The organism is Janthinobacterium sp. PLB04 (genome assembly GCF_021165895.1).
Lineage (GTDB): Bacteria > Pseudomonadota > Gammaproteobacteria > Burkholderiales > Burkholderiaceae_D > Janthinobacterium > Janthinobacterium lividum.
This window is the reverse complement of record NZ_CP088968.1, coordinates 3,079,140-3,098,781: the sequence shown is the minus strand read 5'-3', so window position 1 is coordinate 3,098,781 and position 19,642 is coordinate 3,079,140. Positions and strand designations below refer to the sequence as shown.

Here is a 19,642-nt window from a genome sequence, read left to right as displayed (position 1 = left end):
AATTTTGAAGTTGGAATTACTCCCATATAATCTCCAATGGCACGCCTGGCTCAAGCTCTGCCTCCTTGCCCGAGAGTGGATACTTTCTATGTCCCAATGCATATTTAGTCACAAATACCTTGTAATTTCCATTATGCAGAAAATGTACTATAAATCTTCCAGCGTCGCTCGAGACATACTTAGGCACGGGAACGGTTTTTTCCACACTAATTTCTTTTCCATTTTTTATGGTGCTCATGCGGATTGTTGCCGTCATCCCCGGTTGCCATACGGCTGGAATTGAAAGGCAACAGGTATATCCACCGCCACCAGCACCCGCATCGAGATAACCCACTTCCACTTCCGACCCTGTCGACAAGGTCACTAAATAACCCCCGATCCCGTGTTCGGTATGATTGTATCCACTTACATTGACTGGCAACATCATCTTTTCCTTGCCACATGCCGCATTTGAAAATGCTATAAAAATACATAAAAATACATTGAGTAAATTTTTCGGCAATAGTTTTTTTATCATGTGATCTCCTGAAATTCGCCGGCCAAATAAATCTTGTGATTCAAATTACATGAAATCAATTTCAAGAATCATTATCCCTTTGGCTCATACGCCTCCCACAGCGGCGGCCCCGCTTCCCAAACGGTTTTCGGCAAGGCTTGCAGCGCGTCGTAAAAAGCATCGAACGATGCGGGTGGGTTTTTCATGAATGCAATAAACAAGGGCTGTTCCATGGCCTTGCCGGAGGTATATAGCGCCAGCAAGACGTACTGCGTTTGCCGGTCGAGGTCATCGATCCCGGCATCGAGCGCCCTCTGCTGGTATTTCGCGACAAAGGCGTTCAGCACGCGCGGCGGCGTGTCATTGGTTTCATCGGTGATCACGCGCCGCAAATGGCTGACCAGGTTGGCGGTGTCGGCCGGTTTCAGCTTGGCGTGCTTCTCCGTGCTTGACGCTTGCGGCCCGGCTTTTACCGTTGTCTGCGCCACGACGTTGCCGCAAGCAAACGCTAAGGCCAACGCCAAGGCCAAACTCAGGCACAGTGCCAGCGCCGGCAGCCGGTCAAGCTTCAACTTGTACGCCCCATAAAGGCGGGCCGGCTTCCCATACGTCGTCGGACAAGGCTTGCATGGCTTCATAAAAACTTTCGATAGAGGTGGGTGGGTCTTGCATCAGGGCGATGAAATCGGGATGTTCGATGCCGGCGCCGGACGTATACAGGGCCAGCAACAGGTATTGCGTCTGGCGGTCCAGGTCGTCGATGCCGGCGGCCAGCGCGCGCTGCTGGTAGCGGGCGACGAATTCGTACAGCAGCCGGGGCGGGGTATCGTTGGTTTCGTCCGTGATCACCCGCCGCAAATGGCTGATCAGCGTATCGGCGTCGCCGGCATCGACCAGCATGCCGTATTGCGCATCGTCCAGGTGGATGAGCGGCGAGTCCATGAGCGCAGCGTCCGGTGCAGCACCGGCAGTGTCGACCTCCAGCAGGACGGCAACGTCGCCAAAACGGTTGATGTACTGCAAGCTCAACAGTCCAGCCACGAACTGCTCGCGCTGCAGCGGCTCCAGGCAGGCCAGCCAGACGGGCAGGATGCGCGTGTCATACCAGCGCAGCATCATCTGCTGCTCGTCGCTCAGGCCGACGGCGTGAAACTGGCGCAAATGCCGCGCCAGTTCGGGCAAGGGCCATGGACTTTCCATCCAGCTCAGGCAAGGCGCGCCATAACCGAGCTTTTCGGCCCAGTCGCAGACTTTTTCCAGCATGGCCGGCGCAAGGCCGGACAGCCGTATCAGCAGGGGCGCGATCTCCGGCAGGCTCGCTTCGTGGGTTTCCTCGAACAGCGACGCATAAGGCACTTTCCAGCGCTGCAGCGTCAGGTGGCTGTCTTCGGCTTGCGCACTGTCGAGCAGCAGATAAGGCAGGCGTTGCCGCTCAAGACTGGCCCGGACCCAGTGGTGCAATGTCGAAACGCTGCCGGGCGTCACCGCAGCACTCCCGCTGCGCCCTGTTGCATGGCGCTCAAAATGCAGCTTTTACACGTGCTCGATGGCAGCGGCGGCATCACATACGGTGCGCGCGTGGGGCCGACAAAACTCTTCCTGCCGGCATGCACCGTGATCTTGCCCGGACACTGGATCGTAATATTGCCGCCCTCGATGGTGATATTCGCCCCGCCCGCCGTCGACAGGCGGATGCTTTTGGCCGCCGCCCAGTCGATATGCGCGGCGGCGCTGACGATATTGACCTCTTCGCGCGCCTGGACTTGGAGCACGTCGGCCTGCGCCTGCACGTCGATGGCCTGTTTGGCGGCGATCATCTGCAGGCCGATATTGTTCTCGCCCGCCTTGACCACGCCGCCCAGGGCGCCGATGGCCTGGCCACTGTGCACGCGCAACTGGCCGCCGCCGGTGAACTGGGTATCCTGGCCACTCATCAGTGTGACGGTTTCGCCGCTGGCCAGTTGCATGTCTTGCCCCGCGACAACGCCCAGTCCGGCCCTGGCGGCAATCGCGATGATGGCGTCCTTGGTGTGCGGCAATTGTTCATGCATGCCCGACACGCTGGCCAAGAGCGCCTTCAATGGCGGCGCCTGGTCGTCGAGTTCGCTGGCATCCGGCGCGCTGGCGCCGATATGGCTGGCGTAGGCGACCGTTTCGTGCGTTTTGGCGGCAGCGCTGAAGGTGTCGCCCAGCATCACTGCCTGCTTCAATAGCGCGATGCCGCCGGCATTGTCGCCGGACGGCTCGCGTTGCGCAGCCTCGTGCTTGAGCACATAACTGGTGATCAGCAAGCCCGCCCTGGCGCGCACCGCGCCGTACGCATCGGTGCGCAGCTCGGCGCCGGCGCCGCGCAGGCTGCCGCGGTAATTGTCGGCACCGTGGATCAGATGCCCCAGGCTCAGTTCGCTGACCGCATGGCTGCTTTTCAGCTGCACCCGGCCCTGGCTGTCGGTGTCGTCGAACAGCAGCTGGTTGTAACCGGCCATGCCGCCCGCCTTGCCGAACTCCTTGCTGCGGATGCCCCATTGCGCTGCTCCATTGCGGTGCGCCGCGCTGGCGCCTGCGGCGCCATGCCACAGCGGACTGTTGCCGCCCGCCAGATTACCCTGCCCCGCTACCGCGTGATCGTGGGCCGGCTGGAAAACGCCAGCATCGTTTTGATCGCGCGCAATACCGCCCGGCGTGGCTGCGGTGCCGCCCTCGCCCTGCCCGTTGTACAGCGCGCCGACGATGACGGGACGGTCGATATCGTTTTCCAGGAATTGCACCAGCACTTCCTGGCCGATGCGCGGCAGGAACTGGCTGCCCATGCCGCCGCCGGTCGCGCGCTGCGCCACGCGCACCCAGCAAGTCGCGCCAGTCTCCTGCTGCCAGTGGAAGCGGATGCGCACCCGGCCCAGCCTGTCGCAATAAATTTCATCGGCGCCGCCGGCCGCGTCATTGCCATCGGCGCCGACCACGATGGCGCTCTGGCTGCCCAGGGCGGTCGGCGTGGCGTGCTGGCGCGCATCGCTGCCATCCTGCAACGGACGCCACGGGGTGCTTGCGGTGATCATCTCGATGCAGTTGGCGTAACCGCTGGTTTGCGCCTGGGCGATCGCGGCGGCGACATCGGCAAACCCTGCGCCCCACTCTGCCACGGTTTCTTCCAGCAATTCCGGTATCGGGCCGAACAGTTCCGCCAATCCCTCCAGGGCCGGCGCTGGCAGGTTGTTGACGCCGATGCTGGCCAAGCGCAGCACGACATATTCGGACGCGGCACCATCGGCTTGCGGTAACGGTCCCTGCGTCAGGGTAAAGCGCGTGCCGGCGCGCAGGGTGCGCACGGTCGAACGCGCCTGCCATAGCTGGGCGCGCGCTTCATGGGCCTGCATCTGCAACTGCGCGTAGCGCTGCGCCTGGGCGGCGCTGGCGTACCAGTACTGGCCCGGTGTGTCGTAGCTTTCCAGCACCGGCGCGTTCTTGCCGCCAAGCGCGATGTTGGCCGGCACGCTGGCGGTCACGGCCTTTTTCGCCTTGTAGTCATAGCTGAGCACGCTGCTCAGGCCCACCTGCAGGCTGCGCCGCGCACTCAAGGCTTGCACGCTGTCGCCAGGCTCGCCGACGCGCGCGCCATGAAAGCGCAGTCCGCCCGCCTGTGCGCTGCTGGCGTCCTCGGGCGTGGCGCAGGGCTGACTGCTATCGGCAAACAGGACCAGTGTGTGCGCCTCGAAGCGCCAGGCGATGCCCTCTTCCGTCAGCAGGCGGCGGATAAAATCGAAATCGGATTCGCGGTACTGGCAGCAATAGCTGCGTTCACCCGCGTCCTGCATGAAAGATGCGACCTCGTCGCTCCAGCGCCACAGCGCATATGGCGCATACGCCTGCAATACCTCGTCGACGATGGACGTCACGCTCCGATCTTGCCAGACGCGGCTGTTACGCACTTGCGTCAGCAGAAACAACCAAGGCGTGATGCGCAGCCGGTAGCGCGCCAGGCCGCCATTGCTGCCCAGCATGGCCGCTTCGCTGACATAGCCGGAAAACTGCGTGCGCGTGCCGTCCGCCAGGCTGATATGCAGGCTGGCAGGCTGGCCCAGCAGGGACGCCAGCGCAACATGGGCACTGGTGGACAAGGCGATGATGTCGCGCGCGCCGACCTCCCGCAGCCGTTCGTCGGCGGCAAAGGCTTCGACCAGCAGGCTGCTGTCCGCGTCCTCGCCGATGGTCAATTCGTACAGCCGCGTGGCGCTCGTGAAAGCGGCCAGTGCGTCAGCAATCTTGTCGGTCGAGGCGGATGACATGCGATTCCCGTCAGTCGTTTACCACGATTTGCATATTTTGCAATTATTGTAGCGAGGAATGTATATCGCAGGAGCGCGATTGAAACCATTGCATGTGCGCTCTTGCCGCTCAGGCGGGCATTATCACGACGCCAGCGCACTGTCCGCCGATGGTGCCGAGCGCCAGCACCGGTTTTTCACTGGCCAGTTCTACCGCCAGCGCAAGATGGACCAGATCGGCTGCAGCGCCAAAACTGCCTGCCGACTCCATGGGGCTCATCCGCTGTTCCAGCGGGTCGAGACCGGCCAGCAGCTGCAACATGGCGGCAACCACGGCCATGCTTGCCTGCGGGCGGTGATCGGCATCGCTGACAACATGGGCGATATCGGCGGCGTCCATGCCCGACGCCATGAGCGCGGCGGACATCACGCCATGCACGGCGGCGTGCGTCGCGGCACCCTGCGCGGTGCTGACCGGTCCCAGTATTGCGGCATGCGCCCAACCCTGCTCCGGCGCCCTGTCCGGGTTCCACAGCACGATGCCGCCCGCGCCTTCGGCAGGAATGAAGCCCTGCGGCGCACTGGCGGCAAACACCTGTCCCAGCGCCAAGGCGGGCGCCAGTTCCTCGGGGTCCAGCAAGCTGTCGGCGCCGACGATGATGGCGCAAACGGCAGGCTGGCGAATGCCGTGCTGCAGGGCCGACAGCACCGTGAAAAGACAGGCTTCGCCGGCCGCCATCGGCTGCAAGACATAGGGCATGTCACGCCAGGCCGAATGCTGCCATGCCCGTGCAAAGACTGCGCCCTGCGCCGCGTCGCCGGATATCGCATCGGGCGCCAGCCAATACACGCTCACCGGGCCATCGATGCGGCGAACCAGGCTGCCCTGCTGCGCATGCAGGTCGTCAAGGATGGCGGCGAGCAGGGTCATCACGCGCGGGACACGCAGGCGCGTGCCGGCGGCATGCCCCATCGCACCGAGGTCGAGGGGATCCACGATACCGGCATGGGCCGGGTAGCCGGACGGGTGCAGGATGGCCTTGTCGGGCTTGAAGACTTGCTTGCGCGCCTTGCTGCCTTCGGCCGTTTCGGTCACGGCGCCATGGGGCGTCAGCGCGCTCCAGGCACCGATATGCAGGCGCACCAGGGGAATCGGCGGCGCCGGCGGTTCCTGCGGCAACTCCTGCGCCGGCGCCGGGATCGCCGTGCTGGCAGGCAAAGACGGCACGGGTCCTGGGGTTGCAAGAAATTGCAGGCCTGTCCAGCCCAGAAAGGCCAGCAGCACGGGCGGTGCGCAGAGCATCAGTATCGCGCGCCCACCTGACAAATCCAGGCGCGATGGCGCCACGCTTGCCAGCAGAGCAATCCAGGCAATGCCGACAATTGCCAGCACAAGTATCCACAAGATTATCCTGAACACCAGCCGGCGGCGCGGACGGTGTACGGGCGGTGCTTGCGGCAAGGAAATATCGCTCATGCTCCTCCTACCCTATCGTGGCCACGGGCAGGCTGGCGATCAGCGCGCAGCCGCAAGCGCTTTTATGCCCATGCAGCGCCACCTTGCGTCCGCCGATACTGAATACGGCACTGCCCTCGATGATCGGATTGCTGCCATGGCCCGGCAATGGACACGCGACCATGTCGCCCACCCTGGCGATACCGATGCCGCGGATCGTATGCACGGGAGAGGCGCTTGCCACGACGCCGCCGTGGGTCGTCTTGTCGCCGAGCCGGATAATTGCGAGCGCCATGTCAGAATCCCAGCTGATTGCGCCGGAAGGCACTCCAGCCATCTTCAATCGCTTTTACCTGCGTATCGACGCCGTCGCTGATCGCCTTGGCCGCCTTGCTGGCGCCGCCCTGCACCTTGCGTGCGGCCTCGGTGGCCATGTCCCGGGCCTGGCTGGCGCCGCTCTGCACCTTGCGCCCGGCTTCGGTGGCCATGTCCTTGGCCTGGTTGACGCCGCTTTGCACCTTGCGCCCGGCCTCTGCCGCCAGCTCCTGGGTTGCGTCCGCCACCTCGCCGGCCTTTTTCTGCACGGCCGTCGCGGCATCGGTGATTTCTTTCTTGACGACGTTGACCGAGGTAATGACCATCTGCTGGCCGCGCTTCACGGCAGCGATGACGACCTGCTTGCCGCTCTGATACACCTCCACCGTATAGGTGACGCCAGCACGCACGGTATCGACGACAAATTTTTCACCCACCTTGTACGTATGCGTGGCCACCCGCTTGCCGCCTTCCCAGGTTTCCACCACCACGCCCTCGGCCCGGTGATACACCTTGATCACGCCCTTCTTGATGGCAGTGACGGTATCGTCCAGCCAGTCCAAACCTTGCGCCAGCACATTGCGCGATGATTCTGTCATGCCGCGCGGACGGAAATAACTGAACGGCTCCACGCCGCCCATGAAGCCGGCCTTGGAATCATGCACTGCGGATTTGATGAAATTGAGTACGGGATCGGATGCCGTCGCTTGCCAGGCATCGAGCCGCCACTTTTCCGGGCGTACGATCATGCTGTACTTCATGCCGATGACCTGCAGCGTTGCTGCCGATACCGTGGGCAGAATATGCGACACGGCAAATTCTTTTGCTTTGGCGGCATCCAGCAACAACTCAGCTTCACGCGCAATGCCGGGATGACCTTTTTTGCTGCCACCTGCGCTCTCGGCTTCAATCAGGTCCGGCGTCTTGATTTTTCGCTTGGTCATCGTGCCCCATGTGGAATACAGGGCTTTCATGTGGGCCGTAACAGCTTGCTCCACGGTGGCGGGAGCACCGATTGCTGCCATGTATTGCTTGTAAGACGCTTCGACTTCAGGCTTGAGCTCAAAACGATCTTCAAATATTTTTGTTCCAAATTTAGGTAAATCTTCATAGTCAACCAGACGAACGCCGCTTTTGACGGCCTCGCGCATCATGTCGCGCATGGGAACACGTGCATAGTTATTCGATATTTTCTGTTCTTTCAGCGGCTCGTATCCCCCTCCCACATCCGAGTGCGCGCCCGGGTAGACGGTCTCCGCCCAACCGGACCTGAGCACGCCGTTTTTCCTGATCAGATCAACGGGAAACGAAAAACGCAGTTCATGGGCTGCCACATAATGCACACAACGTTCGATCGCATGCGGCACCACCAGATTTTTTTCGTTAAAGGGAGTATCAATGGTAAGCGACGGCAAGCCAAACGAGGCGACCGTATCGAATAATCCCATGAAGTTCATACGTATGGGCACGCCTTTATAACGCAACACGCCATCTTTCCCAGTAGCGCACTCTTTCATCATATCGTTGCTGAATGCCCGGGCCAACGCCGCGCCGCGCGAAAAACCGAAGATAGATAGATTAATGATAGTAATCAAACCGTGCGCCTCGATAGCGGAGGCGAGGCCATTGATATTTTCCGGCTTTCCATTTTTTCGGTAAGCCTTTAACGGAATATTCAGTTGCTTGGCATTTTTTACGAGGGCGGCACGTAAATTCTCGTCAATGTTAGTTTGTCCGAACTCGGTTCGTCGTGTTCCACCGGCACCTAATCCCCGCCCTGCAGCCTCTGAATCCTGCATTTTCATTAACTTATTATCTGGCCAATCCATCCAATCGGTAGACTCGTCTTTAAATTTTGTACCTACCCCTGGAACATAAATTGCATAATTTAAATTATGTATATCTCTTAAAAATTGAGCCGATCGCCACATTCGTGCAGGATTAGCCCAGCGGCGAAATTTCTCATCCTCAAGCATATTATTACCAGTGCCGTCAAAGTATATACTTATATTCAAAATATCAGCACAGTTCTGTTTTGCATTTGGCTTGCAAGACGGAGTATCACGATTACATGCACGCGCCGCAATCAACTTGTAGTCTTCAGCCATATTATCTTCTCGCAGCGCGGATTTTTTTACCGCGGGCACTAACATCAGGAACGGACTCAGAAAAAATTATCTCGGCGGTATCATCTGGGTAGAGATGCAACCCAAGATAGCGCGTTCCAGCAGGTATCTGTTCAGGCAAAATAACTAACTGATTCTTCAAGGTCACTACCTCACCTATGCGCGGCGTTCCTTTCGGCCCATCCAATTCCCAGTGTAATGTCTGAATTCCGAACGGAATATGAACACCTGCGATAGTACCAGTAGCACCAAACTTGTTCATCACGCCAAGGTCTTCACCGTTAAAAATAATATTAGTAATGACGTGATCGACATAAGAAATCATCTCCACATTGAGAACTATACCTTTCTGCATTTTTTTTCCTCCTTGACCGCATGCCATCAGTGGCGTCAACAACAATAGTCCGAAAAAACCAAGCACACTTCGTCGTGCTGCAAGTGGCAAAATTTTGTCACCCTCGAAACCGCAACCTTTATCGTATTTCATGATGCCTCCTTATTCCCCGTATATCAATTACCTACCTTAGCAACTTCGCTTTATAACTGCTTCACACCAGAATTCAGCATATAAGCTCAATCAGCTCATGGCCTCATTCATTTTTAGCTCTCTTCAAACGGTATTCTTTTCCTCGCTGGGTTCTCTGCGGGAGAAATTCATCGAATGTGACTTCAGCGGTGCTATCCGGATAAAGATGCAAGCCAAGATATCGAGTACCATCGGGTATCTGCTGCCGCGATATTGTCAATTTCCCATTTGTGATCACAACCTCGCCATTGCGTGGTGTACCTTTTGGGCCACCCAAGGTCCATTGTAATTTCTGGATTCCGAATGGAATACCGACACCGACAATGGTTCCAGTACTACCATATCTGTTCATCACACCCAAATCAGTGTCGTTAAAAATAATATCGGTAATAACTCTGTCCACATACGAATACATGACCACGTCCAATACTATATATTTCGGCACCGCTCTACCGCACGCGACCAGCGGCATTGACAGCCCCAGCGCAATCAACCTGATGGTGTGACGCCTGTCTGGCGACGAAAGTGCAAATTTTTTGCTGGTTGCATTTTTTTCGTCCTGGCCACGCATGTTATTTCTTCCTCGCCGCCAGAATTTTCTCGCCTCGGGCTGTTCGTTCAGGTAGGGCGTCCGCAAAGGTTATCTCGGCGGTGTCGTCCGGATAAAGATGCAAGCCAAGATAACGCGTTCCGAGCGGTATCTGCTCTGCTGAAATCACCAACTGGTTTTTTATGGTCACGACCTCACCATTGCGCGGCGAGTCCCTTGGTCCATCGAGCGTCCATTTGAGCGCCTGGATGCCGAAAGGAATTCGTACCTCGGTAATGGTTCCAGTGGAACCATATTTATCCATCACACCCAAGTCAGTGCCGTTAAAAATAATATCGAAGATGGGCCGATCGACATACGAGACCATCTCCACATTCAGCCATATCTCTTTCCTTACCGCTTGCCCGCACGCCACCAACGGCAGTATCAGACCACACGCCATCAATCCAAGCGCCAGCCGCCGGCCTGACTTCGTTGCTTCCTGTTCCCAGATGCTCATGGAAACTGGTCCATGGCAGCTTCAAAGCTGATATCGCCAGCCTTTACCTGCGCCAGCAGTGACGCAATGGCCGGGTTGGTCTGCAGCTTGTCGCCGTAGATCAGGGCGGCGCAGGTGTAGTTAAGAATGTCGCGCATGCCGGACAGCTTCAGTTTGCGCGCGGCCAACAGGTGTTTTTGCACGAGGCGATAGTGTTGCGCGGGTGGAATATCCATCAGCAATTGCGGCTGGTTTTCCTGCAGCATCGACAAAAGCTGGTCCGGCATGCCCGCTTCGACCAGCATGTCGACCTGCACCTGGGCCAGCTTGAGCGGCAAGGTCACCCGGTGGGGAGCCAGGCCGTTGTCGTTTTCCCCTGGCAGCACCTGCTGGGGATGGCCATCGCGGTCCCAATACCACCATGCTACTATGCCTTGCAGCAGGCGCTCGCGCTGGGAAACGGTCAGCGCCTGCACCCCCACGTGCAAAGTCAGGTCGCTTTTCTGTCCCGTCAGGGTGCCCAGGATGGCCGGGTCCCAGAAGGCAAAAATCATGTCGGTGCCGTCCGGCAGCAGTATTTCAGTAAACGCCGCCAGGCTTTCCCACAGCGTGTCGAAATCATCAGTACTTGCAAGCAGCGTAAAGCTGGCAGGATGGCTGGCGGCGCCTTGCACGATGTCCGGCCACGCTTCGGTATCGGCAGCCAGTGGCGACAGCGCCACCAGATGGGGCGCGTACGCTTCCGTATCGGACCCGAGCGCCGCCGGCAGCAGGCACTTGCTATGCATGCTGATCTGCTCTTTTTCAAAGCGCGCCAGCAGCGTGCCGTCCTGCGCCTGGTCGACAATGGCATAACAGCTCAGTTCACGATTGTCGAGCGCGCTTGCCAGGTTTGCTGCAAACGAAGCCTGATCCAGAGGTAAAAATTTCATCGTTGAGGTCCTTTGTTGACGAAAGCGGAGCGCTGTTTTGCGCGCTTTTGCAGGCATTCACGGCAAACTTCCTGGCGCCGTACTCCCCCATGCGCTGCGGCCGCCTTTTTCGTGGTTTTATTTTTTTGTCCGAAAGCCGCAAGCGGCATCATCGCACCCAGGCCGATCAAGCCCAGCATACTGCGCCGGCCTGACAACAGTGGCTGCAATGACTTCTCGAGCCGATCTCGTTTGTCGTTCCTCACAATGTTCTATCCTTTATGTACTCCAGCGATGAAAAAGTCATCGCTGCGACCCTTTGTTGACGAAGGCGGTACGCTGTTTTGCGCGCTTTTTCAGGCATTCCAGGCAGACTTCCTTGGGCAGCACCGGCAGCGCATACGGCATCGTCTTGGGGCCTGGCATCGAGAAGTCGGCGTTATGGCTGATGCGCTGGCCACTCGTCATGTCGGTAATGCCCGCGCCGTTGATCCTGATGGCCGAGCCATCGGCACCGAGGATGATTTCCTTCTTGGCGAAAATTTCAATGCGGTCGGTGGCTGACAGCAGGCGCAATACCTTTTCGGCGATGATGTCGATGTCGCCGCCGTGCGCCTGGATCTCGACCTTTCCTTTCGCGGCGAACAGCTTGATGCCCGCGTTGTATGCAAACAGGCTGATCTTTTCCTTGACGCTGGCGATCAGGCTTTTACCGACAGCCAGGTTGGCATCCTCGCCCGTCGACACCGTAAGCTGTTCGCCGCTGTGCAGGTGCGTGCTCTTCGGCGTGGCGAGGCCGATGCCGGCCGGCGACGCCGCCAGCAGTACCGGCTCGGCGAAGCGGTTGGCGCCCTGCTGGCCGGCGCCGTCGTATTGCGCCTGGGTCGCGTCGATGAATTGCTGGAACGCCTGCTGCCCCGGCAGCGCCTCGGCACTGGACTTTTCCGCCACGTCCGACAGGTTTTGCGCCAGCTCGTGCGCCTGCGTCAGCTGATCGTACGCCTCGCGCACGTCGAGCTGGGAACCGCGCCCGCCGGGCCGGCCGTAGGTGCTGATGTACAGTCCCTTTTGCGTGGTGATGGCGCCATACGCATCCGAATTGAGGGCGAAGCCGGAACCGAAAAAGCCGTCGCGCTGATTGCCCTGCTGCCCCACCAGATAGCCCAGGTTGAGCTGTGCATGGGTATTGCTGCTGTACAGCTGCACCCGGTTCTGCTCGGTGTTATCGTCCATCACCAGCTGGTTGAAGCCCGCGCCCTTGTATTCTTTCGATTTGTAGCCCGACATGCGCCCATCGGTATGCCACTGCGGCGCTTGTTCGCCGTTGTAGATGCGGCCCGTAATGATGGGCCGGTCCACGTCCCCGTCGAGGAAGGTGATGATCACTTCCTGGCCGACGCGCGGCACATGCACGGCGCCATAGCCCTCGCCGGCATTCGGATAGCTCACGCGCACCCAGCACGACGCCTTTTCATCGCCGGGATTGAGGCGGTCCCAGTGGAAGCGCACCTTCACGCGGTTCAGGGTATCGGTATGGATTTCCTCGCCGGCCGGGCCGACCACGGTGGCCGTTTGCGGATGCATGGCCGGCTTGGCGTGCACAAAGGCACTGCGGTATTCCACGCTGCGGCGCTGCACTTCGAAGCGGTTGAAGCAGTGGCCGGTGCGCTCATCGCCGGTACCGGGCGGAGCCAGGTCGGCGCGGTTCAAGCCCGCCTCTTCCTTGAACTGCTGCAGCCGGCCTTTCAGGCTGCCCGAAAAATCCTGTTGCATGCTGGACAACGGCAGGTTGTTTTCGATCGCCCATTCCACGCCCAGCACGACGAACTGGCGCTCCTCGGCCGCCTCTTCGGCGTGGGCCGGATGGTCGAGCAGCGTAAACCAGCAACCCACCGGCAGCCGGCGCACGCCCGAGGTGCCAAAAAACCGCTTGATGCGCGATTCCCACTCCTGCACCCGGAGGCGCGATTGTTCCGCGCCATGCTCGGTGTCGGCGCTGCTGTAGGCGCCCGTATATTCGTAGACCTCGAGCTGCGCCGGAATGCTGCCGTGCCCGGGCAAGATCTGCACGGCATCCTGGTGATTGCTGCGGGGCGCCTTGTAATCATAGGTGCGGGTCGCCAGCTGGCTGTTCGACAGCGTGCGGGCGCCGCCCCACTGGACGATCTTGTCCAGTTCCTCCGTGCCAGCTGCGCGGTGAAAGGCAATCTGCCCGGGCTGCAGCGGCTTGAGCGATTGTACCGAATCGGTGATGATCCACTGATGGCCTCTGCCATCGGCCGCCTGTTCGACATAGCCGTACCAGCCTTCGCTTTCCAGCATGCGCATGACGAATTGCCAGTCCGTCTCGTATTGCGTGCAATACGAGCGCTCACGCACCGCCTGGTTCAGGTCGAACCTGAACTTGCCCTGGCATTGCGGATGGCCGCCCAGCACGTCGGCGATGATGTCGTCGGCGCCCTTGTTCTGCCAGGTGCGCGCATCCTTGCGGAACTTGAGGAAGTGCAGGCAGCTGGCAAAAGCGATCTGGTAGGCCGACAGCTGCCCATCGCTACCCAGCTTCCTGGCCGTATGCACGTAACCGTGGATGGGGCTGTAACTGGCGTCGGGCTGCAGTACCCACAAGGTCACTTCCTGGGCGATCAGCTGCTTGAGTTCCACCGCATCGTCGAGCGACAGCAGATCGACGACATAGTCGTATCCCTGGCTCACGCGGTCGACCGCATGGACGCGCTGCGCCAGCAAGACATCGGCGCCCAGCGGCGTGTCCAGCTTGAGCAGCCGGGCGTGCTGTCCGATCCCTGCAAACAGATTGTCTGTTCCCTGCTCCGGATTAGCCATGCATGTCCATTTCCATTCCCTTGAGTGACGCTGCGCCTGCCGACGCAGCCATGTTGCTTCGCGTGCGCATCCTTACTTGATGGTGTACTTGAACTGCCCCTGCTTGCTGGCGCTGACCTTGATTTTCGTGATCGCTGCGCCTTCGGCCATTTTGGCCAGCACCGACTCGGCGATCTCGGGCAGCACGGTGCCGTTGAGGATATTGTCGACGTTGCGCGCGCCCGAATCGACTTCGGTGCAGCGCGCCAGCACGGCGTCGACCAGCGCCTCGTCGTGGCTGAATTCGGCCTTGTGATTGGCCGCGATGCGCTGGGCGATCTTGCCCAGTTTCAGGCCGATGATATTGACCAGCACATCGTCCGAGATCGGATAGAACGGGATCACTCTCAAGCGTCCCAGGAAGGCCGGCTTGAAGGTCTTCACCAGTTGCGGACGGATCTTTTCCTCCAGCTGTTCCGGCGTCGGCAGGTCAGCCGCCGCCACATTCAGACAGGCCTGCATCAGGATGCTCGAACCGACGTTCGAGGTGAGGATGATGATGGTATTTTTAAAGTCGATCTCGCGCCCTTCGGCATCCTCCATCACGCCCTTGTCAAAGACCTGGAAGAACAGTTCGAGCACGTCCGGGTGGGCTTTTTCCACTTCGTCGAGCAGCACCACGCTGTACGGGTTGCGCCGCACGGCCTCGGTCAGCACGCCGCCTTCGCCGTAACCGACATAGCCGGGCGGCGAGCCTTTCAGGCCCGATACGCTGTGCGCTTCCTGGTATTCGCTCATGTTGATGGTGATCAGCTTGCGTTCGCCGCCATACAGCACGTCGGCCAGCGCCAGCGCCGTTTCCGTCTTGCCCACGCCGGACGGGCCGACGAACAGGAACACGCCCTTCGGCTTGTTCGGGTCGTCCAGGTTGGCGCGCGAGGTGCGCACGCGCTGCGCCACCGCCTCGATCGCATGCGACTGCCCCAGCACGCGCTCTTCCAGCATATCCTTCAGCTTGAGCACCGTGCGGATTTCATCCTTGACCATCTTGCCGAGCGGGATGCCGGTCCAGCCGGCGACGATTTCCGCCACCACGTGGCCATCGACCTGCACCGGCACCATCGGCGTTTCGCCCTGCAGCGCACGCAAGTCCTTCAGCAAGGCCTGCAGGTCGCCGGCCTGGCTGGCATCGGGTTTCGCACCGGCGCTTTCCAGCTCCTCGCGTGCCGCCCTGACCTTCCCGGTCAGGGTCTTTTCGTTTTCCCAGCGCGCGGCCAGCGCCGCATGCTCGCCGGCAGCCGTGCTGCGCTGCGCGCGCAAGTCCTTCAGGCGCACCGGGTGGTTCCCGCCGCTCTTTTCCTCGCGCTCGAGCGTGGCGACTTCGGCGTCGATGCGGTCAAGCTTTTTGACCAGGTTTTCCAGCAGGGCCGGCGTGGCGTTCTGGCCCAGCGCCACCTTGGCGCAGGCGGTATCGAGCACGCTGATGGCCTTGTCGGGCAGCTGCCGGCCCATGATGTACCGGTGCGACAGCCGTACCGCTTCGGTGATGGCTTCGTCGTAGATGCGCACATTGAAATGCTTTTCCATCAGCGGCGCCATGCCGCGCAACATGGCGCAGGCCAGTTCCTCGCTCGGCTCCTCGATCTTGACGACCTGGAAGCGGCGCGCCAGCGCGGCGTCCTTTTCAAAATATTTCTTGTACTCGCCCCAGGTGGTGGCGGCGATCGTGCGCAGCTCGCCGCGCGCCAAGGCCGGCTTGAGCAGGTTGGCCGCGTCGTTCTGGCCGGCCGTGCCGCCGGCGCCGATCATGGTGTGCGCTTCATCGATGAACAGGATGATGGCATGCGGGCTTTTCTTGACTTCGTCGATGACGTTTTTCAGGCGGTTCTCGAACTCGCCCTTGACGCTGGCGCCAGCCTGCAGCAGGCCCATGTCCAGCGTATGGATCTCGACGCCCTTCAACACATCGGGCACGTCGTCCTGCGCGATGCGCAGCGCCAGCCCTTCGACCACGGCCGTCTTGCCCACGCCCGCCTCGCCCGTCAGGATGGGATTGTTCTGGCGGCGGCGCATCAGGATATCGATCGCCTGGCGGATCTCGGCATCGCGCCCGATCACCGGGTCGACCTTGCCGTCGCGCGCGCGCGCCGTCAGGTTGGTGGTGAACTGGTCCAGCGCCGGGGTTTTCGACGCGGCCGCGCGCCCTTCCAGTTCGCCGACCGGATCGCCGCCCTCCCCCGCCTCGCCATCGGCAGCCGGGGCACCTGCCGCTTCCTGCGAGCCTTGCGTGATCTTGTCGAGGTTGTGCTTCAGGTCGTCGAGCTTGAATTTGTTGAACAGTTTCGAGCCGCGGTAAGCCAGCTGCGCCAGCTCCGGGTCGGTCAGCAGCGCCTGCAGCAGATGGGCGCTGCGGATGCTGGCCTGGCGGCCGGCCTGCACGTCGAGCGACGCGATCAGCCAGGCGTTTTCAAACAGCTTCGGCAGCCTGGGCGAAAACACGGGGGTGCGCGCATTGCCGGTCTGCAGGCGCGCCACCTCGGCCTGCAGGTCCGCTTCGAGCATGCTGACGCTGATGCCGCTGTGGCGGGCGATCAGCGCAAAGTCGCTGGCCGGCTGTTCCAGCAGGGCTAGGAACAGGTGTTCCAGGTCGACCTCGTATTGTCCGAGGCCGACGCAGATGCCGGCGGCGCGGGTGGCGGCGGTGCGGCTGGTGTCATTGAGCTTGCTGATCAGCGTCTTGAGGTTGATGCTCATGGGGCAAAGGTCCTTGTGTGGAAACGGATAAAAAAGAAAGATGGTTCATGCCAGCGTATGCAGTTCGTAGCGCACGTCGCCACGGTCCTGCGCGGCGCCGGAGGTGATCAGGAAGCTGTCCCAGCCCAGCCGCCCGCCGCTGCGCGGCTGCTCCAGCGTAACGCCATGCACATCCTCGGCGCGCAACACCAGCTGCACTTCGTATTCGAGGCACAGGCCGGTAAACATGGTGAGCATTTTTTCCAGCGCGCGCGCCGCCGCACCGCCCGGCAGAAAGGCGTCGAAATGCATGCGCGCCAGCGGTCCGACCACCAGCCGCATGCGCAAGTCGCGCTGCCAGACGCGCGCGCCGACCAGCGCGGTCGAACCCAGCATGGCGTTCATGCCGCCCAGGCTGCTTTGCTGGTCGGGCGGCACGTCGTACCAGCAGCCGACAAACTGGGTCACCTTGATGGTCTGGCCGAAATAGGCCGACAATACCTGGCCGATCGCCACCGCCGATGGCGGCCGGTGCCGCATGGCCGCCGCAAAAAACCCCACCGACTCGTCGAGGACGCCATCGCCATCGTCGTACAGGCGCTGGCGCAGCGACGCATGGCCCAGTCCCGCCAGCGACAGCAGCAGCGGCAGGAACTTGTCCCTGCCATCGAGCTGGTACTTGAGTTCCAGGCGGTACTTGCGCCACGCTTCGTAGAACAGCGCCAGCGCACGGCTGGAAAAAGTGTCGAGAAAGGCGCGCGGTCCTTCATCCTTTTCGTACAGCTGATGCGCGGCGATGCGTTCGGTGTAGTGGGCCGGCAGCGCGCCGGCCACGCCGAGAAAGCCCATGAAGGCAGGCGTGATGCGGACGTATTTCAGTTCGCCGCCCCGCACGGCCTCGCCCAGCGCGCGCATGTCGGCCGCCAGGGCGCCCAGCTCGCGCGGTTCCGCCTGCACCGCTTCAAGCTGGCTGGGCGCAAAATTGAGCGACACCGAATTTTGAAAGCGCAGGTAGTTGGCCACCGCGCCCTCGCGCGCCATGCCGTTGCGAACCAGCCAGAGTTCGAGCATGCGCACCGCCTGGAAGTACTGGAAGCGGTAAGGCTCGGCGAACAGGCGCTCGATTACACTAGGCTCAAATCGCCGCTGCGTGGTTTGCATCGCAACAACTCCTCTCCCGATTTTTTCGACAGCACCACCAGTTGGGTAAAACTGTTGGCATGCACGTACAGGCCGAGAAAACACTCGACGATATGGGCAAACGCATGGATGCCGCTGCCCACAAACGCTTCCTCGTCGAGCGTCAGCCGCACTTCCAGGCCGCGCACCAGGCAGGCGAAGGGATTGCCGGGCAGCCAGGCGTTGGCCGCCTTGTGGTCGATTGCCGCAATGCCGCTGATCTGCCGTTGCGAGGTCGCCGAGCGGGGCAAGTCATACAGGGTCAGCATTTCCTGGAACGCTTCCAGGCCGCTGCCCGACAGCGACAGATGGTTCAGCGACAGGTGCGAGATCAGGCGCCAGTGCGCGCCGCGCCCCCGCTCGAAGCGGTGCGATTCCGTCGGCTTGCGCAGGAAGTGGATGCTGCGCACGCTCGATCCGCCTTCCAGGAACAGGTCGCCGCCGCGCAGGCCATAGGTAAGTTGCGCCGGCAGGTCGCGGTTGGTGCAGCTCAGCTCCAGGCTGAGGGTATCGGTTTCAATCGCGGCCGGATCGAAATCGATGTCGACGATGGAAATCTCGGTCTCGTAACCGGGGCTTTTCTCGCTGATGGTGTCATCGCGCCGCATCACCCAGTAATGGCCATCCCTGGCCGGCATCTGGCCGTGGCGCAGCGAATAGAACGGGCGAAATTCCGTGATCGACTCCCCTTGCGGCGTCTGGCGCACCAGCTTGACCGATTCGATGGCCTGCACCTCGAAGGCGTAGGCGCGGCGCGCATCGGCCAGCACCGGATAGCTGGCGGCCGTATGCGTCAGCCGGATCGGCTCGCCGCGCAGGCGGAACAGGTTGACCACCGGGGTGCAGCCCAGCAGCAGGTTATTCGTCGACATGGTGCCCAGCATGCGCGCCGTATTCGAATCCGTGCGCAGCCCGGCCAGGGCCAGGTGCAAGGTGATGCGCCGGCAGCCGGACGGCAGCGGTGCGCACAGCGCGGCCAGGTCGATGTCGAAAAAATTGAATTTTTCGGGAAAGCAGAAGTATTCGGTCAGCAGCCGGTAGGCCGGATGCGAACGGGCCGAAAACGGGATCAGCGCATCGTCCTCGGCATAGCCGGCGGCGCTGACGGGGAGCTGCGCCAGCGCGCTCCAGCGTCCGCTATCGTCCGCTTCCACATAGGCCTTGAGCGTGCGCATGAACAGCGCGTCGCGCAGCGCCGCGCAAAACGAAGGCTCGCCGTCGATGAACACGCGCAGCTTTTTGACACCCAGTTGCGCCAGACTGATCTGATCGGCGGTCGCTTCGATGACGATGCTGACGCTGGAGGTGGCGTTTGGCGGCAGTTGCACCTGCTCGGGCGCGTCGATGATGGCGGCAAACGCCGCATGCGTCAGCGCCAGCGGCGCCACGGTGACGGGATACGCGGTGCGGAAGGTGCACGCGACGCCCTTGACGGGGCGCGTCGCCAGTTCGGTGCCGCGCGCAATCTCGGTGGCGGCCGTCAGCTGCGCCGCCGCGCCGCTGTAGTCGAGACGCGCGATCGAGCACGAAGGAAACGGCCGCAGGTAATGTGGATACAGTACCTCGAACAGCGCCTCGGTGAATTCAGGGTAATCGTCATCGAGGCGTTTCGAGATGCGCGAATTGAGCAGCGCGAAGGACTGGATCATGCGCTCGATATGCGGGTCTTCGCAGACTTCGCCGCCGATCAGCAGCCGTCCCGCGATCTTCGGGTAGCGCTCGGAAAACTCGCGCGAATAGCGGCGCAGGAAACCCAGTTCACGTTCGTAATACGGCAATAATTCTTCCAA

The 19,642-nt window shown here is 61.0% G+C and carries 16 protein-coding genes; all 16 read right to left on the bottom strand.

The features are described from left to right. Positions 1-16 precede the first annotated feature (16 nt). Positions 17-517, bottom strand: a complete 501-nt coding sequence (locus LSO07_RS13795; protein WP_151094756.1) for a DUF3304 domain-containing protein — start codon at positions 515-517, stop codon at positions 17-19. A gap of 71 nt (positions 518-588) precedes the next feature. Continuing rightward, the gene (locus tag LSO07_RS13790) at positions 589-1,020 is read right to left on the bottom strand and encodes a hypothetical protein (RefSeq protein WP_151094754.1); all 432 of its coding nucleotides are present in this window, start codon (positions 1,018-1,020) and stop codon (positions 589-591) included. Between the two features lie 37 nt (positions 1,021-1,057). Then, positions 1,058-1,981: a DUF4123 domain-containing protein gene (locus LSO07_RS13785; RefSeq protein ID WP_191909668.1), complete on the bottom strand. Its 924-nt coding sequence runs from the start codon at positions 1,979-1,981 to the stop codon at positions 1,058-1,060. Further along, a complete protein-coding gene (locus tag LSO07_RS13780) occupies positions 1,978-4,779 on the bottom strand; it encodes a type VI secretion system Vgr family protein (RefSeq protein WP_231773010.1) in 2,802 nt (933 codons plus the stop codon). The genes LSO07_RS13785 and LSO07_RS13780 overlap by 4 nt, the downstream gene beginning before the upstream one ends. A gap of 109 nt (positions 4,780-4,888) precedes the next feature. Continuing rightward, the gene (locus tag LSO07_RS13775; RefSeq protein WP_208672474.1) at positions 4,889-6,235 is read right to left on the bottom strand and encodes a hypothetical protein; all 1,347 of its coding nucleotides are present in this window, start codon (positions 6,233-6,235) and stop codon (positions 4,889-4,891) included. Positions 6,236-6,242: 7 nt separating this feature from the next. Next, on the bottom strand, positions 6,243-6,509 hold the full coding sequence (locus tag LSO07_RS13770) for a PAAR domain-containing protein (protein ID WP_034788038.1): 267 nt from the start codon (positions 6,507-6,509) through the stop codon (positions 6,243-6,245). A 1-nt stretch (position 6,510) separates the two neighbouring features. Continuing rightward, positions 6,511-8,637 carry a phospholipase effector Tle1 domain-containing protein gene (locus LSO07_RS13765; protein ID WP_208672473.1) on the bottom strand — a complete coding sequence of 709 codons (2,127 nt, stop codon included), beginning with the start codon at positions 8,635-8,637 and terminating at the stop codon, positions 6,511-6,513. Position 8,638: 1 nt separating this feature from the next. Further along, positions 8,639-9,142, bottom strand: a complete 504-nt coding sequence (locus LSO07_RS13760; protein ID WP_208672472.1) for a hypothetical protein — start codon at positions 9,140-9,142, stop codon at positions 8,639-8,641. Between the two features lie 103 nt (positions 9,143-9,245). After that, positions 9,246-9,752, bottom strand: coding sequence for a hypothetical protein (locus LSO07_RS13755; RefSeq protein WP_208672471.1), 507 nt, complete (start codon positions 9,750-9,752; stop codon positions 9,246-9,248). Between the two features lies 1 nt (position 9,753). Next, entirely contained in the window at positions 9,754-10,230 is a 477-nt protein-coding gene (locus tag LSO07_RS13750; RefSeq protein ID WP_208672470.1) for a hypothetical protein, read from the bottom strand. Further along, complete coding sequence (locus LSO07_RS13745; protein ID WP_208672469.1) at positions 10,227-11,141, bottom strand: DUF4123 domain-containing protein; 915 nt, start codon at positions 11,139-11,141, stop codon at positions 10,227-10,229. The genes LSO07_RS13750 and LSO07_RS13745 overlap by 4 nt, the downstream gene beginning before the upstream one ends. Next, the gene (locus tag LSO07_RS13740) at positions 11,138-11,320 is read right to left on the bottom strand and encodes a hypothetical protein (protein ID WP_208672468.1); all 183 of its coding nucleotides are present in this window, start codon (positions 11,318-11,320) and stop codon (positions 11,138-11,140) included. The genes LSO07_RS13745 and LSO07_RS13740 overlap by 4 nt, the downstream gene beginning before the upstream one ends. A gap of 103 nt (positions 11,321-11,423) precedes the next feature. Continuing rightward, complete coding sequence (locus tag LSO07_RS13735) at positions 11,424-13,961, bottom strand: type VI secretion system Vgr family protein (RefSeq protein ID WP_208672467.1); 2,538 nt, start codon at positions 13,959-13,961, stop codon at positions 11,424-11,426. A gap of 72 nt (positions 13,962-14,033) precedes the next feature. After that, positions 14,034-16,694 (bottom strand): type VI secretion system ATPase TssH, encoded by a 2,661-nt coding sequence (gene tssH / locus LSO07_RS13730; protein ID WP_208672466.1) that lies wholly within the window; start codon positions 16,692-16,694, stop codon positions 14,034-14,036. A gap of 45 nt (positions 16,695-16,739) precedes the next feature. Next, complete coding sequence (gene tssG, locus LSO07_RS13725; RefSeq protein ID WP_070257325.1) at positions 16,740-17,834, bottom strand: type VI secretion system baseplate subunit TssG; 1,095 nt, start codon at positions 17,832-17,834, stop codon at positions 16,740-16,742. Beyond that, the gene (tssF, locus tag LSO07_RS13720) at positions 17,798-19,642 is read right to left on the bottom strand and encodes a type VI secretion system baseplate subunit TssF (protein ID WP_208672465.1); all 1,845 of its coding nucleotides are present in this window, start codon (positions 19,640-19,642) and stop codon (positions 17,798-17,800) included. The genes tssG and tssF overlap by 37 nt, the downstream gene beginning before the upstream one ends.